The sequence below is a fragment of the Pseudomonas frederiksbergensis genome (genome assembly GCF_001874645.1).
GTDB lineage: Bacteria > Pseudomonadota > Gammaproteobacteria > Pseudomonadales > Pseudomonadaceae > Aquipseudomonas > Aquipseudomonas frederiksbergensis_B.
Genome location: NZ_CP017886.1, coordinates 5,145,550 through 5,172,332 on the forward strand (window position 1 = coordinate 5,145,550; position 26,783 = coordinate 5,172,332).

General features: G+C 61.5%; 18 protein-coding genes and 2 riboswitches. Of the genes, 9 read left to right on the plus strand and 9 right to left on the minus strand.

Going from position 1 to position 26,783, the window contains the following annotated elements; genetic code table 11:
• Nucleotides 1–99 precede the first annotated feature (99 nt).
• Nucleotides 100–2,391: a fatty acid cis/trans isomerase gene (locus BLL42_RS24780; RefSeq protein WP_071555065.1), complete on the plus strand. Its 2,292-nt coding sequence runs from the start codon at nucleotides 100–102 to the stop codon at nucleotides 2,389–2,391.
• Between the two features lie 112 nt (nucleotides 2,392–2,503).
• A complete protein-coding gene (gene nfuA / locus BLL42_RS24785) occupies nucleotides 2,504–3,088 on the plus strand; it encodes a Fe-S biogenesis protein NfuA (protein ID WP_071555067.1) in 585 nt (194 codons plus the stop codon).
• Nucleotides 3,089–3,257: 169 nt separating this feature from the next.
• Here the strand turns inward: nfuA and cobM are convergent, their stop codons facing one another.
• The 4 genes from cobM to BLL42_RS24805 all read right to left on the minus strand — a co-directional run bounded on the left by cobM (nucleotide 3,258) and on the right by BLL42_RS24805 (nucleotide 5,399).
• Complete coding sequence (gene cobM, locus BLL42_RS24790) at nucleotides 3,258–4,004, minus strand: precorrin-4 C(11)-methyltransferase (protein WP_071555068.1); 747 nt, start codon at nucleotides 4,002–4,004, stop codon at nucleotides 3,258–3,260.
• Nucleotides 4,005–4,084: 80 nt separating this feature from the next.
• Nucleotides 4,085–4,498, minus strand: a complete 414-nt coding sequence (locus BLL42_RS24795) for a cobalamin biosynthesis protein (RefSeq protein WP_071555070.1) — start codon at nucleotides 4,496–4,498, stop codon at nucleotides 4,085–4,087.
• On the minus strand, nucleotides 4,495–5,196 hold the full coding sequence (locus BLL42_RS24800; protein ID WP_071555072.1) for a CbtA family protein: 702 nt from the start codon (nucleotides 5,194–5,196) through the stop codon (nucleotides 4,495–4,497). The genes BLL42_RS24795 and BLL42_RS24800 overlap by 4 nt, the downstream gene beginning before the upstream one ends.
• An 11-nt stretch (nucleotides 5,197–5,207) precedes the next feature.
• Nucleotides 5,208–5,399 carry a CbtB domain-containing protein gene (locus tag BLL42_RS24805; RefSeq protein ID WP_071555074.1) on the minus strand — a complete coding sequence of 64 codons (192 nt, stop codon included), beginning with the start codon at nucleotides 5,397–5,399 and terminating at the stop codon, nucleotides 5,208–5,210.
• Between the two features lie 122 nt (nucleotides 5,400–5,521).
• Nucleotides 5,522–5,744: riboswitch (cobalamin riboswitch) on the minus strand.
• Between the two features lie 78 nt (nucleotides 5,745–5,822).
• A riboswitch (cobalamin riboswitch) is annotated at nucleotides 5,823–6,034 on the plus strand.
• 103 nt (nucleotides 6,035–6,137) lie between these two features.
• Here BLL42_RS24805 and cobW point away from each other — a divergent pair.
• The 7 genes from cobW to BLL42_RS24840 all read left to right on the plus strand — a co-directional run bounded on the left by cobW (nucleotide 6,138) and on the right by BLL42_RS24840 (nucleotide 16,923).
• Nucleotides 6,138–7,205 (plus strand): cobalamin biosynthesis protein CobW, encoded by a 1,068-nt coding sequence (gene cobW / locus BLL42_RS24810; protein ID WP_071555076.1) that lies wholly within the window; start codon nucleotides 6,138–6,140, stop codon nucleotides 7,203–7,205.
• A 3-nt stretch (nucleotides 7,206–7,208) separates the two neighbouring features.
• Nucleotides 7,209–10,982: a cobaltochelatase subunit CobN gene (gene cobN / locus BLL42_RS24815; protein WP_071555077.1), complete on the plus strand. Its 3,774-nt coding sequence runs from the start codon at nucleotides 7,209–7,211 to the stop codon at nucleotides 10,980–10,982.
• Between the two features lie 130 nt (nucleotides 10,983–11,112).
• Nucleotides 11,113–12,120: a magnesium chelatase ATPase subunit I gene (locus tag BLL42_RS24820; protein WP_071555079.1), complete on the plus strand. Its 1,008-nt coding sequence runs from the start codon at nucleotides 11,113–11,115 to the stop codon at nucleotides 12,118–12,120.
• A gap of 53 nt (nucleotides 12,121–12,173) precedes the next feature.
• Complete coding sequence (locus BLL42_RS24825; protein ID WP_071555081.1) at nucleotides 12,174–12,776, plus strand: vWA domain-containing protein; 603 nt, start codon at nucleotides 12,174–12,176, stop codon at nucleotides 12,774–12,776.
• Nucleotides 12,777–12,834: 58 nt separating this feature from the next.
• Complete coding sequence (locus tag BLL42_RS24830) at nucleotides 12,835–14,481, plus strand: phospholipase D-like domain-containing protein (protein ID WP_071555083.1); 1,647 nt, start codon at nucleotides 12,835–12,837, stop codon at nucleotides 14,479–14,481.
• 145 nt (nucleotides 14,482–14,626) lie between these two features.
• On the plus strand, nucleotides 14,627–16,186 hold the full coding sequence (locus tag BLL42_RS24835; RefSeq protein ID WP_071555085.1) for a tyrosinase family protein: 1,560 nt from the start codon (nucleotides 14,627–14,629) through the stop codon (nucleotides 16,184–16,186).
• Nucleotides 16,187–16,188: 2 nt separating this feature from the next.
• Nucleotides 16,189–16,923, plus strand: a complete 735-nt coding sequence (locus BLL42_RS24840; protein ID WP_071555087.1) for a copper chaperone — start codon at nucleotides 16,189–16,191, stop codon at nucleotides 16,921–16,923.
• A gap of 89 nt (nucleotides 16,924–17,012) precedes the next feature.
• Here the strand turns inward: BLL42_RS24840 and BLL42_RS24845 are convergent, their stop codons facing one another.
• The 5 genes from BLL42_RS24845 to wecB form a co-directional block, all read right to left on the minus strand.
• Nucleotides 17,013–19,022 (minus strand): hypothetical protein, encoded by a 2,010-nt coding sequence (locus BLL42_RS24845; RefSeq protein WP_071555089.1) that lies wholly within the window; start codon nucleotides 19,020–19,022, stop codon nucleotides 17,013–17,015.
• 187 nt (nucleotides 19,023–19,209) lie between these two features.
• Entirely contained in the window at nucleotides 19,210–20,091 is an 882-nt protein-coding gene (locus tag BLL42_RS24850; protein ID WP_071555091.1) for a DUF4434 family protein, read from the minus strand.
• A complete protein-coding gene (locus tag BLL42_RS24855) occupies nucleotides 20,091–23,258 on the minus strand; it encodes an NfrA family protein (protein ID WP_071555093.1) in 3,168 nt (1,055 codons plus the stop codon). Before BLL42_RS24855 ends, BLL42_RS24850 begins: the two co-directional genes overlap by 1 nt.
• Nucleotides 23,255–25,429 carry a cyclic di-3',5'-guanylate-activated glycosyltransferase NfrB gene (gene nfrB, locus BLL42_RS24860; RefSeq protein ID WP_071555094.1) on the minus strand — a complete coding sequence of 725 codons (2,175 nt, stop codon included), beginning with the start codon at nucleotides 25,427–25,429 and terminating at the stop codon, nucleotides 23,255–23,257. The genes BLL42_RS24855 and nfrB overlap by 4 nt, the downstream gene beginning before the upstream one ends.
• On the minus strand, nucleotides 25,426–26,577 hold the full coding sequence (wecB, locus tag BLL42_RS24865) for a non-hydrolyzing UDP-N-acetylglucosamine 2-epimerase (protein ID WP_071555096.1): 1,152 nt from the start codon (nucleotides 26,575–26,577) through the stop codon (nucleotides 25,426–25,428). The genes nfrB and wecB overlap by 4 nt, the downstream gene beginning before the upstream one ends.
• Nucleotides 26,578–26,783: the final 206 nt, after the last annotated feature.

Here is a 26,783-nt window from a genome sequence, read left to right on the forward strand (position 1 = left end):
TTTTAGAGCATGAGCCGGTTTTGCATGAATATCGCTCATGTTGGCGGTCGGGCCAGAACGGTAGAATCTCGACGTTTTTTCATGATCGGGACCAGGGATATGTCGTATCGCGTTTTCATCAGCCTCTTTGTGCTGCTTATAAGCAGTGCCGCCACAGCACAAGGCACGGCGCCGGCGATCTCCTATACCCGCGACATTCAGCCGATCTTCACTGAAAAATGCGTGGCTTGCCATGCCTGCTATGACGCCGCCTGTCAGCTCAATCTGGGCAGTGGCGAGGGCGCGGCGCGCGGTGCGAACAAGATTCCGGTCTACGCCGGTGAACGCAGCAAGGCGTCGGAGCCGACACGGTTGTTTTATGACGCCTTTGGCAAAGCGGCCTGGCAACGCAAGGACTTCTATTCGGTACTCGATGCTCAAGGCAGTCAGGCTGCGCTGATGGCGCGCATGCTGGAGCTCGGCCACCGGACACCGCTGCAACCTAACGCCAAGCTTCCGGAAGACATTGTGCTTGGGCTCGAGCGCGAGAACATGTGCCCGATGCCGGGGGAGTTCGAAGCCTATGCCGGCGCCCATCCGAAAGAAGGGATGCCGCTGGCGGTGACGGGGCTGACCGATCAGCAGTACCAGACGCTGCAACGCTGGCTGGCCTCCGGCGCGCCAATCGACCAGCAGGGCCTGGTCCCCAGCGCGAGGGAAACCTTGCAGGTGGTGCAGTGGGAAAACCTGCTCAACGCACCGGGCGCCCGTGAAAGTCTGGTGGCACGCTGGTTGTTTGAGCACTGGTTTCTGGCGCATATCTACTTCAAGGACGGCGAGCCGGGGCACTTCTTCCAGTGGGTGCGTTCGCGCACACCGACGGGCCAGCCGATCGACCTGATCAACAGCCGCCGCCCGAACGATGATCCGGGCACTCAGGTGTACTACCGCTTGTGGCCGGTGCAAGGGGTGATCGTGCACAAGACGCACATCACCTATCCGCTGAGCCCGGCGAAAATGGCCCGGATCAAAACCCTGTTCTACAACGGCAACTGGCAGGTCCACGCCTTGCCCGGTTATGGCCCGGAACGTCGCGCCAATCCCTTCGAGACCTTCCAGGCAATTCCGGCCCAGGCGCGTTATCAGTTCATGCTCGATAACGCCGAGTACTTTGTGCGCACCTTTATCCGCGGCCCGGTTTGTCGCGGACAGATCGCCACCGACGTGATCCGCGACAACTTCTGGGCGTTCTTCCAGGCGCCGGAGCACGACGTGTACATCACCGATCCGAGTTATCGCGGCAAGGCCACGCCGTTGCTGGCCATGCCCGGCCAGAATGATGATGTCGGCAGTGTGCTGAGCCTGTGGTATGCCTACCGCGACAAGCGTAACGAGTACGAAGCCTTGCGCCGTGACACTTATGCCAATGTACCGGCACCCAGCTGGTCGAGCCTGTGGGCGGGCAACGACAATGCCTTGCTGAGTATTTTCCGGCATTTTGACAGCGCCTCAGTGACCAAAGGCCTGATCGGTGAGGTGCCGCAGACGATGTGGCTGTTCGACTTCCCGTTGCTGGAGCGCACCTATTATCAGTTGGCGGTTAACTTCGACGTGTTCGGCAACGTTTCCCATCAGGCGCAGACCCGGCTGTATTTCGACTTGATCCGTAACGGCGCCGAGCAGAACTTCCTGCGCTTGATGCCGGCCGATTCGCGTGACGGGTATCTGGATGACTGGTATCAGAGCGGCGGCAAATTCAAGATGTGGCTGGATTACGAAAGCATCGACAATGACAAACCGACGGCGCTGAAACTCGACGAGAAAGACCCGAAACGCGATTTCGCCCAGCAATTGCTGATACGTTACGGTGACCTGAACGCCAGGCCTGATCCGATCAATCGTTGCGAAGGGGCTTATTGCTCACGGCCCAATATCGATCCGGCCTTGCAGAATGCCGAGCAGGCGTTGAGCCGTTTGACATCGCGCCCGGCGGCCGGGCTCAAGGTGATCGATCAACTGCCGGAAGCGACGATGCTGCGCATTGAAAGTCGCAGCGGCAAGCGCGAGGTGTACAGCCTGCTGCGCAACCGTGCCCACAGCAATGTGGCGTTCCTGCTCGGCGAGGCATCGCGCTATCAGTCGGGGCTGGACACATTGACCATTTATCCCGGCGTGCTCAGCAGCTACCCGAACTTCATGTTCAACATTCCCGCTGAACACGTGCCGGAGTTTGTCGCTGCGATGGAGAATGCCAAGGATGCCCAAGGCTTCGAGAAAATCGTCGAGCGCTGGGGCATTCGTCGCAGCCACCCGCAGTTCTGGCAGTACTTCCACGATTTAAGCCGGTATATCCACGAGACCGATCCGGTGGAAGAGGGCGTCCTGGACATGAATCGCTACGAAAACCTGTGATCGACTCGCTGGTCGCCGCTAGCGGCGACCGGCTCTTTCCCGACAAAAATACTGGGACTTTGTCCGGCGCGATGATTGGCGTAAACTGCGCCCAAGCCTGCGAGGAACTTCCATGACCGCCATTACCATTACCGACGCCGCCCACGATTATCTGGCTGATCTGCTTTCCAAGCAGAACACCCCGGGGATCGGCATTCGGGTCTTTATCACCCAGCCTGGCACTCAATACGCCGAAACCTGCATTGCCTATTGCAAGCCGGGCGAAGAAAAACCTGAAGATACTGCGCTGGGGCTCAAAAGCTTCACCGCTTACATCGACTCGTTCAGCGAAGCGTTCCTGGACGATGCCGTGGTCGACTACGCCACTGACCGCATGGGCGGCCAACTGACCATCAAGGCGCCAAACGCCAAAGTACCGATGGTCAATGCCGACAGCCCGGTCAACGAGCGCATCAACTACTACCTGCAAACCGAAATCAACCCGGGGCTGGCCAGCCACGGCGGTCAGGTCAGCCTGATCGATGTGGTGGACGACGGCATCGCCGTGTTGAAGTTTGGTGGCGGCTGCCAGGGCTGCGGCCAGGCTGACGTGACCTTGAAGGAAGGCATCGAGCGAACGCTCCTTGAGCGTATTCCCGAGCTTAAAGGTGTACGTGACGTGACCGACCACACGCAGAAAGAAAACGCCTACTACTAAACAAGGCGTTCACTGCGAACAAAAAAACGGCGCCCCGTGAGCGCCGTTTTTTGTGGGTGATGGTTTGTCGGGAGGTTGGGGGTGACCCCCAAAAGATCGCAGCCTGCGGCAGCTCCTACGGGAGAATGCGGATGCCGTAGGAGCTGCCGCAGGCTGCGATCTTTTGATCTTAGGGGCGATACAAATGCGCATGCCCCGCGCGGTACAGCGACGATTCACTGAAATGGTCACTGCCCAACACCCGACCCACCAGAATCAGTGCCGTACGCCGAAATCCCTTGGCCTGAACCTTTTCGGTGATGTCTGCCAGTGTCCCCACCACCCAGTCCTGATCCGGCCAGCTGGCTCGATGCACCACGGCAATCGGGCAGTCCACGCCGTAATGCGGCAGCAGTTCAGCGACGATTTTCTCCAGGTGATTGACCCCCAGATGAATCGCCATGGTCGCGCCATGCCGGGCCAGGCTGCCGAACGCTTCGCCCGGCGGCATCGTGGTTTTGTCGGCGTAGCGGGTCAGGATGACGCTTTGCGAGATGTCCGGCAGCGTCAACTCGGCGCCCAGCAGCGCCGCGCACGCGGCGGTGGCGGTGACGCCGGGGATGATTTCAAACGGGATGTCCAGCTCGCGCAGGTGACGAATCTGCTCGCCGATCGCCCCATACAGGCTCGGATCGCCGGAGTGCACCCGCGCCACATCCTGGCCTTTGTCATGGGCGATTCTGATCAGTTCGATGATCTGTTCCAGGTGCAATTCGGCGCTGTTGACCACCTGTTCAGCCTGATGGCCTTCCAGTACGGCTTCAGGCACCAGCGAGCCGGCGTAAATGATCACCGGGCAACTGCGAATCAGCCGCTGGCCCTTGACGGTGATCAGTTCCGGGTCGCCGGGACCTGCGCCAATGAAGTAGACGGTCATGGCCGGCTCCTGTGAAAAAGGGTCAAAGCAAGGCTTCAGATGAAGATTGCTCATGATCGAAGGCGGGATTATCGAGGATTTTACGCAGCGCCGGCCAATGCAAACGTCGCCTGGGCATATTTTTGTCGCGGGATCAGCAATTTTGCCGGCGCCTCGGCCAGTTGCTCGGCGAGGGCCAGTGCAGCGCTTTCCGCTATGCCATAGCAACCGGTGCGCTCGAAGGCAATTTGCGAGTGATGGCTGAGTTGCGGTTGATAGCCGGCCAGTTGTTCACTGCTGAAATACATCAACGGCAGCGCCAGTTGCCTGGCCAACTCGATCAGGCCGGGCTCATCACGTTTCAGGTCGATACTGGCCAGGGCCTTGATCGTCTGCAATTCGATGTGATGAGCCTGCAACGCCTGGTCAAGTAGCGCGCGCAGCGTGCTGGCCGGGCAGCCGCGCTGGCAGCCCAGGCCGATCACCAGCGTTGGCGCTGCGCCCGTTTCACTCATGCGTGGTATTGACCATCGATCTTGCGGCGGAACAACCACGCGCTGATCAGGCCCATGGCCAGCCAAAACGCGGCGTTGGTCAGCTGCGAGGCGATCTTGAATTGTGCTTCGAGGGCTTCGGGCGCCAGCATCGAATGCACTTCAGGTTGTGGCGCGCCGATGATGTGCGGCACGGCCAGAATGGCAACACCGAGTACCTTCAGCAGCCAGTGCCGGGCGAACACGATCAGGGCGATACCGACGGCGGTGGAGGCTGCGGTGCTGATCCACCAGATCTGCCGTTGTGCCAGGTCTGCGGCGGCAGTGCCCGGCAATTCCGGCGGCAAGCCCAGGGTCGGTGCGAGGACGAAGGTCGCGTAACCGGCCAGACCCCAGAGCAGACCTTGAGAGGTGCGGGTCGGTGCACGCAGGGTGTAGAGACCGGCGAGCATCAGCGCAAAACCGACGGCGACCACCAGATTACCGCCGGTGGTCGACAGCACGCGCTGCCAGCCGTCTTCCGGCTCCCAGGCTTGCGCATCGTGGGTGTGACCCGCCATGGCGCCTTCGGCATGTTCATGGACTTCAGCCGCCGGGGCTTTTTCGTAGGTCTCCGCCTGAAGAATCAGCGGCGCGACCCAGAAACTTTGCAGCAGGGTCAGCAACAGGGCGGCCAGCAAACCGGTGAAACCTGCGGTCTGCGCAATACGCTTGATCATGTCGGCAGGTCTCAATGGCACGGGAAGGCAGAGCTGTGACGGGTATCGTGGGCGGCGTTGTGCACCGCGTCGATGTGCGAGAAACCGGCGAAATACACAAGGCACGCGCCCAGAATCGATGCGCCGATAGCGGCAACGAGGCGTTGGCTCAGGGTGGAGGTGCTGCTGGCGGTGGCGTGGCGAGTACTGCTGATGATCGACATGGCGCTTCCCTCTGGTCAGTCAGTGGGTGAATCGAGCGCATGAAAACCCCGCGAGCCAGGCACGCGGAAGCTAAAACAGCGCCCGCCCACCGCGGGTTTGTTATTCGTTGCCCTGTGTCGCAAGGCACTCTGTGTTGCGGGCCGGTCTCCGGGCTCACGAGGGGCTGGCATTCGCCGAACCTGCAAGAATCGCCTTCCCATGCCGAACTGGCACAGTGGATCTGATTCTTCGCTCGCTTACCGTTGCGGGGGCAGCACCGGACTGACATGGCTTTTGAGTAAAGCACATGATTCACCGGTTTCCCGTTTCACCCTGTGAAGGGCACCCGTAACAAGGCGTGTAGGAGAGCATGGGCGAGGGTAGGGCGTCAATTGGCAACGTTTCTCAGCTGCAGTGAACATTGACCCGCCCCGATGCGATGCGTAGCCTTGCGCTTTCGAGGTTCTTTGGCGCGTGCGCCGAAGCTAAGAAGGGAACGCGGTCAATGCCGCGGCTGCCCCCGCAACTGTGAACGGTTGCGTTTCTGCCATGCCACTGCGCTCTTTTGTTTTCAGGCGCGGGAAGGTGCAGAAACCGCCAGTCGAAAGACCGGCCCACCGTCAGCCAGGAGACCTGCCTCGATACAGATTCTCACTACAACCGGGCGGGGTGATCCGGTGGCGAACTCTTCCGCTTTGCGCGCTCAAGCGCCGCCGGTTGTCGTCCCGTATGCCCGCCACCTTGCCAAAGGGCATCCGATGAAAACACTGGCCAAACTCCCCGTCACCATCGTTACCGGTTTCCTCGGTTCGGGCAAAACCACTTTGCTGCGACACATGCTCGATAACGCCCAGGGCCGGCGCATCGCGGTGATTGTCAACGAGTTCGGCGAGCTGGGCATCGACGGCGAAATCCTCAAGCAATGTTCCATCGGCTGCACTGAAGAAGAAGCCAACGGCCGTGTTTATGAGCTGGCCAACGGCTGCCTGTGCTGCACCGTTCAGGAAGAATTTTTCCCGGTGATGCGCGAACTGGTCGCCCGTCGCGGTGATCTGGACCACATCCTCATCGAAACCTCCGGTCTGGCCCTGCCAAAACCGCTGGTGCAAGCCTTCCAGTGGCCGGAAATCCGCAGTGCCTGCACCGTGGACGCGGTGATCACCGTGGTCGATAGCCCGGCCGTGGCCGCTGGCACCTTCGCCGCGTTCCCGGACCAGGTCGACGCCCAGCGCAAGCTCGACCCGAACCTGGACCATGAATCGCCGCTGCACGAGCTGTTCGCCGACCAACTGGCCAGCGCTGACCTGGTGATCCTCAACAAGGCCGACCTGATCAGCCCTGCGGATCTGGCCAAAGTGCGCCTGGAAGTTGCCGAAGAACTGCCGCCAGCGGTGAAAATCATCGAAGCCAGCAGCGGTCGTCTGCCGCTGGACGTGCTGATCGGCCTGGGTGCCGGCTCTGAAGAACACATCGACAGCCGTCACAGCCACCATGACCATCACCACGATGGCGACGACCACGATGATCACGATCACGACGCTTTCGATTCGATTTCCATCGAACTGCCGCAAGCCGACGAAAGCCTGTTGCTCGATGCCCTGACCCAATTGGTGGTCCAGCACGGCATCCTGCGGGTCAAGGGTTTCGCCGCGATCCCGAACAAGCCGATGCGCTTGCTGATCCAGGGTGTGGGCACGCGTTTCGACAAGCACTTCGACCGTCAATGGGCCGCAGACGAAACGCGTAGCACACGTCTGGTACTGATCGGCCAGCAACTGGACGCTGCCTTGCTCGAAGCGCAATTGCGCGCCGCGCTCAGCGTTTAACCCATGCACCTGCTCAGGACCCAGCCCGGCGGTTTCGTCTCGGATGACAACATTGCCGACCTTGGCCAAACCCCCGCCGAGCTGGTGATTCTGTGCAGCGGCGACTCCAGTCTGGCGCTGCTCGCCGAAGCGGCGCAGCAGTTGCCCGAGGACTACCCGAGCCTGCGCCTGGCCAACCCGATGCAGGTGCAGAATCACGCCTCGGTCGACGTGTATGTCGACGAAGTGCTGCGCCACGCCAAGGTGATTCTGATCTCGCTGCACGGCGGGATCGCCTATTGGCGCTACGGCATCGAACGCCTGGTGGAACTCTCGCAACGTGGCGTGCAGTTGATTCTGGTACCGGGCGATGACCGTCCCGACCCGGAACTCAGCGACCTGAGCACCGTAGCGGTCGAAGACCGCGAGCGGCTTTGGCATTTCCTGCGTCAGGGCGGCATGGGCAATGCGCTGGCGTTGTATCGCTGCCTGGCCAGCCGTTGGCTCGGCCGCGATTATCCGTGGGCTGAACCGCAGGTTCTGCCACGTACCGCGATTTACCACCCACACAAAAGCAACGCGACGCTGGGCGATTGGCAAGCCGACTGGCAGGTTGATCAGCCCGTGGCGGCGGTGCTGTTTTACCGTTCGCACTTGCAGGCGGCCAACACCGCCTTCATCGATGTTTTCTGCCAGCGCTTGCAGGCTGCGGGGCTGAATCCGTTGCCGATTGCGCTGGCCAGTTTGAAAGAACCCGGCTGCCTGACGGTGGTCGAGGACTGGCTGGATGACGTGCAGGCTTCGGTGATTCTGAACACCACCGGCTTCGCCCAATCCAGCCCCGAAGCCCCGCACCTGCGGCCGTTCCGGCGCAATATTCCGGTGATCCAGGCGATCTGCGCCCAGGACAACGAACCCGGTTGGCGCGCCAGCGAACAAGGGCTCGGCCCACGGGATCTGGCGATGCATATCGCCTTGCCGGAGCTCGATGGACGGATCATCAGCCGACCGATCAGCTTCAAGGACCTGGCCTGGCGCAGTGAGCGCAGTCAGTCCGACGTGGTCTGCTATCGACCGCAACCCGAACGCATGGACTTTGTCGCCGAACTGGCGCGGCGTTGGGTCGAGCTGGCGCGGGTGGCCAATACTGAAAAACGTATTGCGCTGATCCTCGCCAACTACCCGACCCGCGACGGGCGGATTGGCAACGGTGTGGGGCTCGACACGCCGGCTGCGGCGCTGAATATCCTGCGGGCGCTGCACGCCGAAAGCTATCCGTTGCCCGCCGATTTGCCGGAAAGCGGCACCGCGCTGATTCAGCAATTGCTCGGTGGGGTCAGCAATGACCTGGAGAGCATCGACCTGCGCCCGTGCCAGCAAAGCCTGGCGCTGGACGACTATTTCTCGATGTTCAACGCGCTGCCCGAAGCCAATCGCGCGGCGGTGCTGGAGCGTTGGGGAGCGCCTGAAAACGACCCGATGTTCCGGGGCGGGCGAATGATGATCGCCGGGCTGCGGTTTGGCCTGACCTTTGTCGGCATTCAGCCGGCGCGCGGTTATCAGGTCGATCCGAGTGCGGTCTACCACGACCCGGACCTGGTGCCGCCCCACGGTTATCTGGCGTTCTATTTCTGGTTGCGTAAGGCCTATGGCGCCCACGCGGTGATTCACGTCGGCAAGCACGGCAACCTCGAATGGTTGCCGGGCAAGGGCGTTGGCCTGTCCGAAAATTGCTGGCCAGACGCGTTGCTTGGGCCGCTGCCAAACATCTATCCGTTTATCGTCAACGACCCGGGCGAGGGCGCGCAGGCCAAACGTCGGACTCAGGCGGTGATTATCGACCATCTGATGCCGCCGCTGACCCGTGCCGAAACTTACGGTCCGTTGCGTAGTCTGGAGCTGTTGGCCGACGAGTATTACGAAGCCCAATTGCTCGACCCGCGCCGTGCTCGCGAGTTGCAGCGCGACATCCTCAATCTGGTCCGTGAAACCCACATCGACCGTGAGTTGCAGCTCGACGAGAAGCTCGACAGCGACGCGGACGCGGCGATCTGGTTGCCGCGTCTGGACACCTATTTGTGCGACCTGAAAGAGTCGCAGATCCGCGACGGCCTGCATGTATTCGGTGAATCGCCGAGCGGGCGTCTGCGCATCGATACCTTGCTGGCGTTGCTACGCATCCCTCGCGGCGACGGTCGCGGTGCGCAATCGAGTCTGTTGCGGGCCTTGGCCAAGGCGTTCGCGCTGGGCTTCGATCCGCTGGATTGTGTGTTGTCCGACCCTTGGTCGGGCCCGAAGCCGGCCGAGCTGCTAACCCTCAGCGCTGAGGCGTGGCGCACCGCTGGCGATACTCGCGAACGCCTTGAGTTGTTTGCGGCGCAGTTGATCGAACAGGCGCTGAGCGCTGATGTCGAGCTGTTGGGTCAGCCCGGCTGGGGTGACGTCAACGCGATCATCGATAGCCTGCGCGAGGTGGTCGCGCCGCGACTGGACGCCTGCGGACCGGCAGAAATGCGCGGCTTGCTCGATGCTCTTGGCGGCCGGTTTGTCCCGGCTGGTCCCAGCGGCGCACCGAGTCGCGGCCGCCTCGATGTGCTGCCCACCGGGCGCAACTTTTACTCGGTGGACGTGCGTAACCTGCCGACCACCACCGCCTGGCGTATTGGTTTCCAGTCGGCGAACCTGATACTTGAGCGGCACCTGCAAGACCACGGCGATCATTTGCGTCAGCTGGGTTTATCGGTCTGGGGCACGGCGACCATGCGCACCGGCGGCGACGATATCGCCCAGGCCATGGCGCTGATGGGCGTGCGTCCGGTCTGGGCCACGGGCAGTCAGCGGGTCGACGACTTTGAAATTCTGCCGCTGAGCCTGCTCGACCGCCCGCGCGTGGACGTGACGTTGCGTGTCTCCGGGTTCTTCCGCGATGCCTTCGCCAACCTGATTCGATTGTTTGACGCGGCCGTGCAAGCGGTTGCCGCGCTGGACGAGCCCGATGATATGAATCCGTTGGCGGCCAAGGTCCGCAGCGAGCGTGAAGCGCTGATGCACGCCGGTCTGGACGAAGAGGCCGCCGCCCGACAGGCCGGCTGGCGGATCTTCGGCGCCAAGCCCGGTGCGTATGGCGCGGGCGTGCAGGGCGCTATCGATGGGCGTTTGTGGCAAAGTCGCGAGGATCTGGCCGAGGTCTACCTGAATTGGGGCGGCTACGCTTACGGCGGTTCCGATGAGGGCACGGCGGCTCGGCAGCAGTTTGCCCAGCGCTTGAGTCAGGTTCAGGCGGTGCTGCAAAATCAGGACAATCGCGAGCACGACTTGCTCGATTCCAACGACTACTACCAGTTCCAGGGCGGCATGCTCGCCGCCGTCGAAAGCCTCAGCGGCGAAGCGGCGGCGAGCTACCATGGCGATCACAGTCAGCCGGACTTGCCGAAGATCCGCACACTCAAGGAAGAGCTGAACCGGGTGATTCGTTCCCGGGCGGCCAACCCGAAGTGGATCGACGGGGTCAAGCGGCACGGCTACAAAGGTGCTTTTGAACTGGCGGCCACCGTCGATAACCTGTTCGCCTTCGACGCCACCACGCAGCTGATTGACGACCATCAGTATGTCTTGCTGGCCGACGCTTATTTGCTTGACCCGTCGACCCGCGAATTCGTCCAGCAGCATAATCCGCACGCCTTGCGCGACATGACCGAACGCATGCTCGAAGCTCAGCAACGCGGGATGTGGCAGGAGCCCGGGGCTTATCGGGAGGCGTTGGAGAATTTGCTGTTGGATATTGAAGAAGACAGTTGACCTTGTTGCAGCGGCCAAGCCTGGCAAGATCGCAGCCTGCGGCAGCTCCTACGGGGAAATGTGTTCGGCGTAGGCGCTGCCGAAGGCTGCGATCTTTTAACGAGGCCCCTATCACGAACGAGAAATCCCGATGACCGACACCCCGCATTTCCCCCTCTCAGCCGTGGTCGGCGCCGATGCCCTGAAACTGGCGCTGTGCCTGACGGCCATCGACCCGAAAATCGGCGGTGTGCTGATCGAAGGCCCGCGGGGCATGGCCAAGTCCACGTTGGCGCGTGGCCTGGCGGATTTGCTCGCCAGCGGGCAGTTCGTCACCTTGCCTTTGGGCGCGACTGAAGAGCGGCTGGTCGGCACTCTGGATCTGGACGCCGCGTTGGGCGAAGGCCGTGCGCAGTTTTCCCCCGGTGTGTTGGCCAAGGCCGACGGCGGCGTGTTGTATGTCGATGAAGTAAATCTGTTGCCCGATCATTTGGTGGATTTGCTGCTCGACGTCGCTGCCAGCGGCACCAACCTGATTGAGCGCGACGGCATTTCCCATCGGCATTCGGCGCGCTTCGTGCTGATCGGCACCATGAACCCGGAAGAGGGTGAACTGCGTCCGCAACTGCTCGACCGTTTTGGCCTGAACGTCGCCCTCAGCGGTCACACGGCGCCGCTTGAGCGCGGTCAGATCATCCGTCGCCGGCTGGATTTCGACAGCGATCCCCAGGCTTTCTGCGCCCAATGGGAAGCTCAACAGCAGGCATTGCGTGAACGCTGCCAGCGCGCTCGTGCGGCACTGGCGAGTATTCCTCTGGACGATCAGGCGCTGGCGCAGATCACCGAGCGTTGTTTTGCCGCCGGGGTCGACGGCTTGCGCGCCGATCTGGTCTGGCTGCGTGCCGCTCGCGCCCATGCAGCGTGGCGTGGGGCTGAGGCGATCAGCGAGGACGATATCGACGCAGTGGCCGAGTTTGCCCTGCGCCATCGTCGTCGCGACACGCCGCCGTCTGCGCCAAGCCAGAACCCTGCGCCAGACGCGTCCGCAGCCCAGCAACCGAACCCTGGCGAAGGCCAGGGCCAATGGGGAGAAATGCCCGCTCAGGCATTGCCCACTGGTGCCCGTCGTGAAGTGCCGAGCTGGCCAAAAAAGCCCTAGGCATTCGCCCTCGATCTGACGCGGGGGCGAATGCCAAACCCCGCGCAGGACACTTGAAAAACGGCAGGCAAGGCCAGCGTCGAACCACCAGCAGCGGCTCGATCAATTGGCCCGGCACGCTGCTCAACGGCCGTCCGCGTCAGCGCGAAGATCTGCTGTTTCACCTGCGCAGTCGTTCGCCCCATGAGCTGTGGCTGGTGATTGTCGATGCCTCGGCCTCGACCCGGCGTCATCAGGCGTTGAGCGACGCCAAAGGCCTGTTGGCGCAACTGTTCGACGACGCCTATCGCCAACGTGCGCGACTGGCGCTGTTGACCGCCAGTGGCGCTGCGCCGAAGTGGCAGGTGCAAGGTCTGAAAGCCTCGGCCAGCCTGCGCGACTGGCTCGACGCGTTAGGCGCGGGCGGTGGTACGCCGCTGCTGGCTGCCCTGGATGAAGCGGCGCATTGGCTGGCGTTGCGGCAAAAGCGTTTTCCGGCAGAGCAACAACGGGTGTTGCTGCTGACCGATGGCCGCCTCAAGGATCCGCCAGCGCTGGTCGCGCTCAATTGTCCGGCGTTGCTGGTAGACATCGAGCGCGGGCCGATTCGATTGGGTCGGGCGAAAGCCCTGGCACACCAGTTGAACGCAGACTATCGGCATATCGACACACTTTAATCTGCCAAACAGCCCACAGCACCTATGCTGTGGGTTCAGCCCATCACAGGAGTGAACCATGCGTGTTCTATCCGCTAACAGTCAGGACGATTTCCGCGTCAAAGCCTATGCCGGAACCAACGGCGTGTTGCTCGCCATGGACCTGGCCGAGCCCAGACGCAAAGGCCTGCTCGGTTTTGCCATCGAAAAACAACAGGGCAGCGGGCCCTGGGAGTTTCTGTTCAACAGCCTGACCTTCCCTGGTAAGGCCCACACTTTTCCTCAATACAATGCGACGCCCAGCGACAGCGCACCGTTGCAGAAATTTCGCTGGGCCGATTACACCGTCAAACCCGGGGTAACGATCAACTACCGGGTTCACCTGGCTTATGGCACGCCGGATGCGCCGCAATTGGGCGAGGCCCTGGCGGTGACGGTCACCACCGACAATGGCCTGCCGGCAGGCCAGCATGTCATTTTCAATCGTGCAGTGGCGGCCAGTCAGGCGTTCTCCCGAGAGTTTCCCGAACTGGATGCACAGCTGAGTGCCAACAAGAACCTGTCCCTCGACGACTGGCCCGCCGCGCCACGGCAATGGTTGGAGAACGGCTTGCTGGAGGAGATCACCGGTTTCATCGAACGCGCCGCAGACGGTCAATGGGCGCTGGACATTGCGATTTACGAGTATCAGCTGCCGACTATTATCGATGCGGTCAACGCGGCATTCGGGCGAGGCGCCAAGGTTAGGGTGCTGTATCACGCCAAGCCCGGCGATACCGACACCACCATGAATGAAGAGAGCCTGGCCAAGCTTCCCGCCGAAAGCAAACGGGGGCGGGTGACCCACGCGATCTTCCACGACAAGTTCATCGTCCTGAGCAAGGTCGATGGTGGTGGGGAGTATCGGCCAGCGTCGATACTGTGTGGAAGCACCAATTTCACCGACAACGGTGTCTATCGCCAGGCCAACGTGGTGCATGTGCTGGACAATGCCGCTGTGGCCACCCGCTACCTGCAAGTGTTCGAGCAGATCTGGGCCGCGCCGACCGATGTGGGCGCCACCCGTACGTGGTTGACCAAGAACAACCCGATGGACCCGTCGCAGCCATTGTTTGTCGGTTTCTCACCGCGTACCGGCCAGGCCGATCTGCAGCAATTCGTCGAGATCATCAATGCGGCGAAGAAGGACGTTTTGTTCGTCACCGCGTTCGCGCTGCCGGATGAAATTCTCAACGCCTTGCTCGGCCAGCCCCACGACGATGTGCTGCGTTATGGCCTGCAAAACACCGCCAGCCGCATCACCGGTTTTCACGCCGACCGCACGGCCGATTTCGCCGCCACCGCGTTGCTCAACACCGGCATCGAGGGCTGGCTCAAGGAAAGCATGAAAGGCCAGAAGGGCGATCTGCTGGTGCACCTAAAAGCTATCGTCGTCGACTTCACCACCGACGCGCCGACCATTATCAGCGGCAGTCACAACCTGAGCATCAACGCGAGTGAAGGCAACGACGAAAACTTCCTGATCATTCGCGGTGACACCGATCTGGCCGACCGTTACGGGCTGGAATTGCTGCGCTTCTACGAGCATTACCGCTTCCGCTATGCCGCCAAACAAGAGGACCTCAAGCAGGTTCCGCCACTGGCGGTGGATGACAGTTGGACCAATGACTACTACCTGGACGGCGACCTGCGAATGCTCTCGCGGTTGCGTTTTTCCGGGCGGTAAATGCTGACCGATTCAGCCTGGCCGTGAACGTCATGCCGCCGGTCTGCTTTCACAGGAATCGTGCGGCAGATTGACATCACTTGATCTACCGTTGCCAGCTGAGGAGTGCGCTCCTCATCCACGCGGTTTTTCAGGGAGATCTACCATGGCGAATGTACGGCGTGATGTATGGAATCTGGGTTCTGGCTGGAGCGATGCGTTGTTGTGGTATGCGCGCGGTGTCGGAGTCCTGCAGCAAAGGCCAATCACTGATCACACCAGTTGGCGGTTTCTGGCGGCGATTCACGGTATCGACGTTCCGCTTTGGCAAAGCGCCGGTTATCTGCGACCGAATGAGCAGCTGCCGTCCCAGACAGATCAGGACACCTACTGGAACCAGTGCCAGCACCAGACCTGGTACTTTTTGCCGTGGCACCGCGGCTATCTTGCTTCATTCGAACAGATCGTCCGCAAGGCCATCGTCGGTCTCGGAGGGCCAAGTGATTGGGCCCTGCCTTACTGGAACTACAACGAGAACCAGCAGACGCTGAATCTGCCCGCCTGTTTCGCCGAGACCACGTTGCCCAACGGTGAGCAGAATCCCTTGTTTGTGGCTCGCCGGTTTGGCCCGACCGGCAATGGGGTGGTGGTGCTCAACGAGCAGCGGATCAATCTGCGCCCGGCCCTCACCGATCATGATTTCGCCGGTGGTGCCGGTGGTGGCTCTCCAGGCTTCGGTGGTCCGGTCACGGTGTTCGAGCACTATGGCCAGGTCAGCGGTCAGCTCGAGTCGCAACCGCACAACTACGTGCACGTCGCCGTGGGCGGCCAGCAACAGGGCAGCCGGGTACCGGGGTTGATGATCGATCCGGATACCGCCGCTCTGGACCCGATATTCTGGCTGCATCACGCCAACATCGACCGGCTCTGGGATGTGTGGCTGCAGCGCGACCGGCAGAACCACAATCCGCTCACCAGTGCGTGGCTCAATGGTCCGCCGACCCCGGGTCGCGGCTTCGTGGTACCGACGGTCAGCGGCCAGCCGTGGCCGTTCAAGGTGTCTGACATGCTCGATACCCGGGCACCGAAGCTGGACTATAGTTATGAGGATACGTCCGACCCGCTGCACGGTACGCGGGCGTTTCAACAACGCTTGGAAACCCTGCGCGCAAGCCCCGAGCCTCTTGGTGCTGCAGCCGTGAAGGAAAAGTCCATGAGCGCCCAATCACCCGCCGAACTGCTCGGCGCCAACGACAAAGCCATCGCCCTGACCGGCGCTACAGTCGAGACGCCGTTGCAACTCGACCAGAGCACCTCGGGCACGCTGATGGGCAATCTGAAATCCCGGGCCTTTGCCCCCGCGGTTGCGGAGCATTCCCTGGATCGGGTGTACCTCAACCTGGAAAACATCCGCGGAAACAATGACGCGGCGACCTTCGACGTGTACGTCAGCCTGCCGGTCGAGGGACAGTTGTCGGCGCTGCCTGACCAATACGTCGGGTCGATCTCGCTGTTCGGCGTGCGCAAGGCCAGTAGTCCGGACAGCCAGCATGGCGGCAAGGGCGTGAGCCATGTGCTGGAGATCACTGATGTCTTCGACAAGCTCAGTGCCAGCGGCCACCCGATTCTGGCGAAATTGAAAGTGCGCTTTGTGCCGGTAACCGATGTTCAGGCCGAGGACAACATCACGGTCGGTCGCGTGAGTGTCTACCGGCAAGGCGACTGAAGATGGGGCCATACCTCATCCAGGTCGTGACCCGAGGCTTCCTGCCATGGCTGATCCTGATCAGCCTGGCAGGTTGGGGGCTGCTCCTCGGTTCGGTGCAGATGCTGTCTATCCCGGCGTTCTGCGGAGCCTTCGTGCCTCTTGCTTATGCCGCGAGCTGGCAGGGGATTGAACAGGTGTTGCTGTTCAATCCTCCCCGCCAGTTAGTGGTTTCATGGCTATTGATGTTGCTGGCGATGACCCCCTTGCTGCTGGTCCATCCGCTGACTTATGTGTGGCAGCGCAGTTTGCTGAGGAAGCGCTGGCAGGCGGTGGTGTTGTTTGTGCTGGGTTTCGCCAGCGTCTGGACGCTAGCCGGTCTGTTGCTCATGACCTCAGTAATAGCAGCGCGGGTGATGTTTGGGGTTTCGCAGGCGATGGCGTTTGTCGTCACTCTGGCCGTGTGCCTGGTGTGGCAGGCGTCGCCGCTCAAACAACGGTACCTGAACCGCTGTCATCACCAGCCAAGGATTTCGGCGTTCGGCTGGGGGTTCATCAGGGATTGTCTGGCCTATGGTGTGACCAGCGGTGGTTGGTGCATCGGCTCGTGCTGGGCACTGATGCTGTTGCCGATGCTGGCCGAACAAGTGCACTTGCCCATGATGTTGCTGGCGATGGGCTGGATGCTGCTGGAACGGTTGCAAAGAACCCAACCGGCGCGATGGCGCTGGCCGTTCCAATTGCGGCTGTTTCACTGACCCCCTGAGCTACCGCAGGCTGCGATCTTTTGATCTTGAAAATCAACAGACCGCAGCCTGCGGCAGCTCCTACGAGGAGTGCGTAACCATCAGTTTTTCGGGGCCGGGTTGACGGTCGCATTGCGCCAGGCGGTTTGCAGTTGTTCGTTCAGCAGTGCCGGTACGGTTTTGCCCGGCTGTTTCTCCAGGCTGATTTTCAGGCCATTGAGTGAACGGCCACTGAGGCGATTGCCCGCCAGGTCTTCACGGAACACCCGCTCGGCTTGCACGTATTGCCCCTGGGTCAGCAACGCATAGCCCAAAGACTCACGTAGTGTGTAATACCAGTCCGGCGGCTCGTTGTAGTCGAGCGCGTCCTGGATTTGCACGGCCTTGCGCCAGGCCGCGATGATCTGCGCATTGCTGTCACCCTCGAGGGCCTGGAGATCGGCGTTCAACTCCTGTTTCTGATCCTTGCCGAACACCTCCGTGCCGGCGTCCCTGAGTGCCGCCATATCGAGTGTTCCATGGCTGCTGCCCTGAGCTTTGTTGAGCAGGATCAGGTTGGCAATGCGGAACAGCTCCACGGCTTTGTTGCTGCCATACCTCAAGTCCGGATTCGTGCTCAAGGCTGCGTTGACAGCCTGCCAATAACCTTTGAGGGCATCACGAGCAGCGCTGCTGTCGAGGCCGTCGGCGGTCAGTTTTTGGTAGGCGTTGGCGTAGGCCGCCATGACCCGAGTGTAAGGTGCGGTCAAAGTACCGTATTTGTTCGCCGCAGCGCAGGTCTGGTTGATGGTTTGCAAGCCGGCGTTGATCTTCGGTTCGATTCGCTTCAGGGCTTCCCAGTCTTCGAAGCGTACGGCGAAGTAATAGGGCACGGCGTAGAAGTAGTCGGACTTGGTGGCGATCTCTTCGGGGTACTGCTTGCAGAGGAAATCCAGTGCGGCGTAGCGGGTGGTGTTTTCCACCAGTTCCTCGGCCATGTTCATCGCTTCGTTCTGGCGCCCCTCGATGGATAACGTCCAGGTCAGGAAGTGAATGTTATGTCCCAGGTAGTGCAGCGCGTACGGGCTCTGCGGGTCGACCTGATGGGTGTAGGCGCGGTCGACCGACACCGCCGTGTAGTTGGCAACGCTGGCCAGGGCATTGTTGCCGGTGCGTTGGTAGATGTGTGAAGCCATGTGCACCAGATGACCGATGGCCGGGTTCTGATCGCGAAAGCGCTCGGCCATGGGCAAGCCGCTGTCGGGGAATGGCGACTCTTCAATGGCATGGATATAGAAGTGGTTGGCGCCGATGTGCAGTTTGTCCTGCACCAGCACCCGGTTGAGCACTTGTAATGCCTCGTAGGCGGCGGAGGTGGGTTTCACTTCATCGGACACCGATTCATCACCCTCCCACCATTTCCAGGGACGGAGGTTGAGCAGGGCGTCGGCATACAGCGTGGCGGCGTCGAGGTCGTCGAAGTAGTTTTCCGACAGGGATTTCATCGCATCGGCGTAGCGCCGCTTGCCTTCGTCGGGCAGGCTGAGCTTGCCGTCCTTCTCGCTGTAGAGAGTCAGGAATGCCTTGGCGTAATCGACCTCGCGCTGCAATTGACGTTCGCTGAAGCGCTCTTTGGCGGCCGGGTCCTTGAGGCGAGCCGTGGCGTTGTCCAGGGCTATTTGTGCCGAGCGGTAGGCCAGTTGATCACAGCCAGTGGTGGCATCGCTGTTGATGTTGGAACTGGCCGACAGGGCGATGCCCCAATAGGGCATCGCCGCGCCTTCGTCAAAGCGGCTGGCCTGGTAAAATGCCCGAATCGCCTCGGAAAAGTTGAAGCCATATTGCAAGGCGATGCCCTGGCTGTAGAAGGCTTCGACGTGTTCGGCGTCCTTGAGGCTCACCAATGGATAGCGTGTGCCGCCGAGCCCTGAGAGCAACTGACCTTTGTCGGTGTCCTGCTGGCTGACGCATTGATGCAGCACCTCCAGATACGGTGTGTCGGGTGATGCCGGAGCAAAGCTTTTCAGGTTCTCGGTCGCACCGTGGCCCAGGGTGTGGGCCTGGGCAACGGGAAGTCCGGCCAGTAGCAGATTGCCAATCAGGGTGGCGCGCAGAAGGCAGGGTACGTCCATGAGGCGGTTGCTCCTTGAGTCCACCTGTGCAGGTGGACAGCGAAATCCGTTCGCGACGAAGTATTGCTGAACTTCGCTGAAATTCCAGTTTGCCATCACGCTGTTTCGGTGCCGCCATCCGGCTATTTCGAGAAAGCAGGCCTCACGCGCAAGGGGACGCCCGTCGCGGGCTTCGCCTTGCTGAGTTTCAATGGCTGTGTACATCGCCAACCTTGTTTTTATGTTGATTGTCCAGAATCACCCGTCCCCACGGACGGTAGCGCAAGGCGAACACGGCTGTCGGATGACAGCCGCTGGACGTGGTGTCCGGGGTTGCCGGTTCAGCGCGAAATGGCTGGCCTTCGGCGCTGACCTGACGGAATGCTTCACGCACGATACCGACGGAGCAAGGCAGAGCGCTGGCGTAACTGTTGCGTACCAGCGGCGGCAAGCGTCCCGTACCGGCACCGTCCTGCCACCAGACCTGAATCCCGCTGCGGGCCAGTTCACCTAGCCAGTTCGCATTGACCTGCGGCGCGAGCTTGCCGGCACTGAACGCGCTGATGTGCAGCGGCGCGTCGAGTTGGCTGGCGAAGTCCTGGAGTTGCCGTTGCAGGTGCTCGCGCCTGTCGGCAGCCATGAAGTGCGCGTCATCCAGTTCCAGTGGCAAGTACCAGCCGCTGACGGGCAGCTTCCAGTCCTTGCGCAGTTTTTGCTGCTGGGCCAGTGACTGCCCAAGTTGCGCTTGCCAGTAGGACGCCAGCCCGGCGCTGTCGAGCGGGTCGATACGCTGGTAATACGCCGGGTCCATGGACAGCCCGAGCACCAGTTTCAACCCCTGTGCCTGGGCCTCGCGCAGACTGTTGGCGAGCCAGCCGTTGGCTTCGCCAAAGGCTGAATCACCGTACGCCGTCCACTGCACGATGACCGTGGTCGCGCCTTGTTTGGCGCTGTCTTGCCAGACCTGTCGCCATTGCGCCTGACTGAGACTGGCGTCGACATTCAACGGCTGGTAGAAAATCCGCTCATCAGCGCGGACCTGTTGACTGCCAAGCAACAGCAGGCAGAGAAGAAGCATCAGTCGGCTCATCAGAAGTTCAACTCCACGCCCAACAGCACGCCATTGCCACCTTCATACAAATTGCCGCCCAGCGACTGCTGATATTCGGTGCGCACAGTCAGGTGCGCGCGGTAGGCGTTGTAGGTGTCGTCGTCGAACCACCATTGCCAGCGCAGACCGAGACCGGTGCGCAGGTCCTGACGCCAGTCGTTGTTCGGGTCCTGACTGGCGAACTCAAGGAAGCCATACGGCATGAGGGTTTGCGCGCTGTTGAACGGCAGCTTCCAGGTGTGCCCTTGCTGGAAGCGCGACAGCCATTGATGGTCACCGGCCTTGGTCCACCACGCCGCGTCGAGGTAAAGAAAACGTTCCTCCCAGTCACTTTCATCGACCCGCCAGTCGTTTCGGAACCGGCCTTGATCGAGGAACGAGGCGGTGGCGCGCAGCAAGTAGTCGGTGTTGGTGTGGCCATCTTTGCGGTGGTCGTTGAGCTGGTCCCGCAGCTGCCCGGGATTGAGAAGCTCACCGAGGCTCAGGCCATGACTGTCACCGGTGTCGAACGCACTCTGTGTGTAGATCTCGGCGTAGAGGTTGATGTTCGCGGTGCTCCAGGGCTTGTAGCGCAAGCCCAGCCCCGTGCCGAGGGATTCTGCGTAACTGGAGCGACCAGCGCCGCCCAGCAATGCCCGGCCATAGACCGAGAGCGTGCTGCCGGCGCGGCTTGGCTCATCGCCCAACGCATGGTCCCACATCGCCACCTGCACATTTTGCGAGGCGGGGTGGCGAGCAGTGCCTTGGGTGTTGTCGGGACGCAGGATGTTGTTGGTCGAAACCCCGGCCGGCGACCAGGTGCTGGCGAGGGTCAGGCTGTCGCGTCTGGAGAGGGTTTCGTGGGCGCGACGCTGACGATAACGGCGAGCTTCGAGGCTGCCGCTGTCGTCGTCAGCGGCCACCGGATTTTGTTCCAGGTCGATGATCCGGCGCAGTTCCTTGCGGGCCGCAGCGCTGTCTTCGACGTCGTCGTAGCGCCAGGCAAGGGTCTCGCCGAGGCTATAGTCCTCGGGGAAATTGTGGGTGGCGGTTTGCAGGTAGGGAATCGCGCTGGCTCGCTCTTGGCGGGTTTCGGCCCCAGCCAGGCGCATGCCGTAGTCGGCGCTGTAGCGCGGGTTTTTCGGGTCGCGACGCACGGCTTCGGCCAGCCACTCCGTGCTTTGCGGCAGATCACCAGCCTTTTGCGCGGTCACCGAGGCGGCATAGAAATGCCCGGCGTCAGGGGCTTGCTGCAATGCCTGGCGCTGACGCTCAAGTGCCAGTGCGTTATTGCCCTTGGCTTGGGCGATTGCCGCGCCAAGGGCCCATTCGTTGCTGCCGCGGGTGCGGCTTTGCTGCCAATAGCGTTCGGCGGCGTCGGTGTCACCGACGGTCAATGCGCTGCGGCTGGCAGTGAGACGGGCGTTTTCGGTGAGTTCGCGGTCCGGCACGCTGCGCCAGATGCGCAAGGCGCCGGTGGAGTCGCCGGAGGCTTCGAGGGCATAGGCCAGCGGCAAGCGGCTGCCGCGATCAGCGAGTTTCTCCGCGTTCTGGTAATAGACCACCGCTTCACCTGGCCGGTCTGGCATGGCGCAACGACCCAGGGCGCGGAATTCGTCGGCATCGGCAGGTTGCGCGCCGATCGCCTGGCGTACCGCATCGCACTGGCCGTTCTCTGCCAGTTGTCCGAGCAATTGGCCGCGCGTCGCGGCGTCGACCCGGCTTAACAACAAAATCATGCGTTTTTGCTGAGCCGGGGTTGTCGCCGACGACGAGCCATAGAGCCCGGCCAGACGTTGCAGTACGACCGACGGCAGGCGTGCGCCGTGGCGGTCAAAGGCATCTTCCAGCAATTGCTGCGCGTGATCACGCTGGCCGTTGTTGAACGCCAGGTAGGTGGCTTGATTGAGTGAGTCGAGGTTGCCGGTCTGCTGGTAATGCTGTTCCCACAGCGTTGTTGCCTCGCCGTTACGGCCCAGCGTCTGGAGCAGTTCGGCACGGCGCTTCAGTACGTCGGCGGATTGCGGTTGGCTGGCGAGCCAGGCCATGGCTTTGTCGCTCTGGCCCTGTTGCTGCCAGACATCGAGCAAGCGTTCGCGGCGTTTACTGTCCCAAGGTTCGGGCAGGCGCTGGTTTTGTAGCAAGTCGGTGGCTTGCAGGCGTTGCGCGAGAACCAGCCAGGTCTGCGGATCATCGTTTGGCGAGCAGCCACGTAATTGGGCGAGTGCGGCTTGCGGATCGCGACGGGACAGCCATTCTGCGGTTTCCAGGCACGGGCGCTGCAACTCGCCGCTCAGGCGTTGCACGGCCTGCGTGTCGCCGGTTTGCCGTGCCAGTTCCCACAGTCGTTGGCGCTGGGCCGGATCGGCAAGGTCGCTGGCCGGCAGTGATTGCATCCAGCGTTGAGCCTGTTGGAGATGGCCCATGGCAACCGCCCGGTCGACCATCGCCAGCCGCGCCTTGCGTGCCGCCTCCGGGGTCGGTGCCTGTTGCAACAGGTCCTGCAAAGGCTGTTCTTCGAGGCGTTGCACATAGGCGTTGGCCAGTCGTTGCCAACCTTCGGCGTCCAGTTGCTTACGCTCTGCCAGGGGTGCCAACTCCTGGATGACATCGTCCCAGTCATGCAATTGCTCGGCCCAGTTGGCGCGAGCCAGGTGCAGGACATTATCGTTGCCCTGGGCGGGCAGGTGGGCAAGCCAGTCATGGGCACGGGCCGCGCCACCCTGTTTGGCCAGGCTCAAACTGTAGGACTGCCAGAGACGGACCCGCTGGTTCGCAGGGCTGTTGGCGATCCAGCGCTCGACTTCGCTGGCCGCGGGCGGATCCTGTTCGATCCAGGTCAGGCGCAGTTCGAGCAGGGTGTCACTGTTGCCCGGGGTATCTGGCAGGGCCTCTACTGCGTCCTTGTATCGACGCTGTTTGGCCAGGGACTCGACCAGCATTGCACGGGCTTCTTCGTTGTTCGGCACCAGCGTCAGCAGGTGGCGCATCAACCGTTCGACTTCACTCCAGTTACCTTGTTTCGCTTCGCGGTAGCTGCGGTCCATGTACGGAAAACTGCGGAACTGCTCGAAATCGCTCAGCGGCGCCGCTTCTACCCAACTGGCAGCGCTCAGGCTCAGCAACAGGCTAGCGAGCACCAGTTGATGACGAATTCCCGGCTTCATTCGACCTCCCGGGCAATGCGGAAAGCCGCTTGCTGTTCAGAGGATTGTTCGGCCAGCGCCTGCTGCAGAATTTCCGGGGTGATCATGCCGCGTTCGATCAGGTGATCGCCCAGCGACATGTGCTCGGCGTCGAAGTCAATCAGCGCCTGATTGAACAGCGTTGCCGGGACCATACCGCGCACTTGCAGCAGGTTGCCGAGCAATACCTGGTGGTGGCCGACACGTTCCAACAGGGCTTCATCGTCCTGATGACGCTCAAGCACGTGCAGCATGTGACGGACTTCCTCGTTTTGCAGAGCGCTGGGATACCAGTAGCGGATACCCAGTGTGACTCGGCCCTGCGGCGCCAGACGGCAGCGAACCGGGCGTTTCAATTGGCGGCTGATGGCGCCCAGCGAAACCTGACTGACCGGACCTTCGGAGGTCAGCACCAGGGTTGTACCTTCTTCGGTGACAGGCAACACGCCATAGTGGGTGGCGACTTTGCGTGGCACGCGGTCGATCAGCTGTTTGTCAAGCTTGAACGGATTGAGCGGTGCCCACTCCAGGTCCAGTTGCTCGGCCAGGGTTTCGACCAGTTGGGTACTGTTGATGTGCCCGCGCAGCAGCAATTCATGGCCGAGGCGGCGGCGCACCGGGTTGGTGATCGCGGCTTCCAGTTGCTCTTCGGTCAGCAGGCCTTTTTCTACCAGTCGATGGCCCAGCGGTGTGCGTTGGGCCTCGGCCAGCGCCGGGAACTCGTGGGTGGTCTTGTCCCAGGCCACGCGGCGTGAATCACCCATCGCCATGACCTGGCGCAGGGCGCGCAGGTTGGCGAAGAAATTGACGAAGTTGCTCCACATCATCCGTGGTGCCGACAGCAGGCCCTGACCCAGACCGTAGAAACGGGTCACGAACCAGGCGCGCTGGAACAGCCGGTTGAGCAGCATCAGGCCGTTGAGCCAGAGCAGTGTCGACAGCAATGGACTGTCGGACAGAATAGACGGGAAACGCCAGGCCTCGGGGGAGAGCAGCGTCATCAGCCACATGCTCACCAATACCAGAAGCAACAGGTTGACCATAAAGCTCAGCAGGTAGGCGATCAGGCCCCGGCGGTCGCGCCAGAGAAAATAGTTCAGCGAACCCTTGCTGCTCCAGCCCAGATTCTTGGTGCCCTGGAAGACGATGCCGACAATCCAGCGCGATTTTTGCCGGATCGCATGTTGCAGATCTCGCGGGAAATGTTCTCGGACACAGATGACCTGGGAGAACGCGCGGTTCATACCCACGACCCACTTCTGCTCCAGCGCCAGTTCCGGGTCGGTGACCGAGTAGCGGGCGAAGATGCACTTCATGCCCTTTTGCTTGAGGCGAAACCCAATGTCGTAGTCTTCAGTCAGGCTTTGCACGTCGAAGGCGATGCCATCGCCATCTTCCAGCAGGGCGCTGATCGCCTTGCGGCTGAAACAGGTGCCCACGCCGGCGCTCGGCACCTGGCCGGTCAGCGCCTCGCGCACGATTACGTCCTTGCCGTGGTTCTCGGCGAATTCATCGACATAGTGCCCGGCGGTGAAGGCGTTCCATTGCGGCGCGTAGGGATAGACCGGAATCTGGATCAGGTCCTTGCTCGGCAGCAGGTAGTTGAAGAGGCGCAACTCCATCGGCGATATCACGTCTTCGGCGTCGTGCAGGATGAACCCGGCGAACTCGATTTTCGCGTCGCTTTCAAAGCGAAAAATCGTGTCGATGATGTTGTTCAGGCAGTCGGCCTTGCTGGTCGGGCCGGGGCGGGCGCAGACCACTTTGTGCACGTTGGGATAGTGCTGGCACACGGCATCGACGTCGGCCTGGGTCTCGGCGTCGTTGGGGTAGGTGCCGACGAAGATCTGGTAGTTCTCGTAGTCGAGGGTCGAGGCCGCGAGCCGGGCCATTTCACCGACCACGCCGACTTCGTGCCACGCCGGAACCATGATCGCCAGGGGCTTTTCGGGGATCTCATACAGCCGCTTTTCATCGGCACGTTTGAACTTTTCGTAGATCCGCCAGCGTCGGATCAGCGTGCGGCTCCAGTACACCAGGTCGATGAACAGATCATCGAGACCCAGCACGAACATCAACAAGGCCAAGGTGATCGCAAGGTATTTCAGGCCAAACAGTACATAGGCAAAAAAATCGACAAACCCCAGGCTCATACCGTGCTACTCGCCGAGTGCGCGCTCAACCAGGTACATAGACGTTTGGCGATGCGTTCACTGGCGTGCCCATCGCCATAAGGGCTGTGGACGCGGCTCATGCGTTTGTAGGTGGCCTCGTCATCGAGTAGCTGGCTGGCTTCTTTGACGATCTTCGTGGTATCGGTGCCCACCAGCAACACGGTGCCACCTTCGAGCACCGATGGCCGTTCGGTCACTTCGCGCAACACCAGCAGCGGTTTACCAATGGCGGGGGCTTCTTCCTGGATGCCACCGGAGTCGGTCAGGATGATGTGTGCACGGCCCATCAGCCAGACGAAATGCTGATAGTTCTGAGGCGCGATCAGATAGATGTTCGGCTTGTCCGAAAGTACGTCATACACGGCGCTTTGCACCCGCGGGTTCAGATGCACCGGGTAGACGAACTGGACATCGGGATAGCGCAGGGCCAGGTCGGCCAGGGCCTGGCAGATATTGCGGAAGCCTTCGCCGAAGTTTTCCCGACGATGGCCGGTGATCAGCACCATGCGCCGGTTGTCGTCGAGCACCGACAGCGCTGAGTTGGCGGCGGGGTGCCACTGGATTTCCTGCTGATGGGTGCGCATCCACATCAGTGCATCGATCACCGTGTTACCGGTGATCTCGATGTTTTCCAGCGGCACACCTTCGCGCAGCAGGTTGTCCTGGGCGTGACGGGTCGGTGGAAAGTGCAGGTCGGCAATCACTGCGGTCAGACGTCGGTTGGCTTCTTCCGGCCAGGGGGCGCGCAGGTTGCCGGTGCGCAGGCCGGCCTCGACGTGGCCGATCGGCAAATGGCGATAAAAAGCGGCGAGGGCGGCGATGAAGCTGGTGGTGGTATCGCCGTGTACCAGCACGATGTCCGGATGCAGGCGTTCGTAGCTTTTATCCAGGTTGATCAGCAGTTGCTCAGACAAGCCGTTGAGGGACTGGCCCTGAGTCATCACTTGCAAGTTTTCATCGACCGTCAACTCGAACGAGTCGAGCACCTGTTTGAGCATCTCCAGGTGCTGGCCGGTGGAACATATGTTCAGCTCGATACCCGGCCACTGACGCAGCACCCGGGCCAACGGGGCCATCTTGATGGCCTCCGGCCGAGTACCGAAAACCATCATGACTTTGAACGACATTGGCCCTCCCGAACCGCTACGTTGCTCGAACCTCTCGGTTTGAGCGAGCGCTTTTCAATCGGTCCATTAAAGGAAAGCAGTGGATCGGGGGGTTGTCCACTTCGCTTTTGAGCTTCTCAGGGATTTTTGTTGACAGGCGGGGCTCTGATTCAGGCGCTGCCGCCAAGGTGTTCCGATTCTTATGACAAGAGGGTAGAAGCCAGATG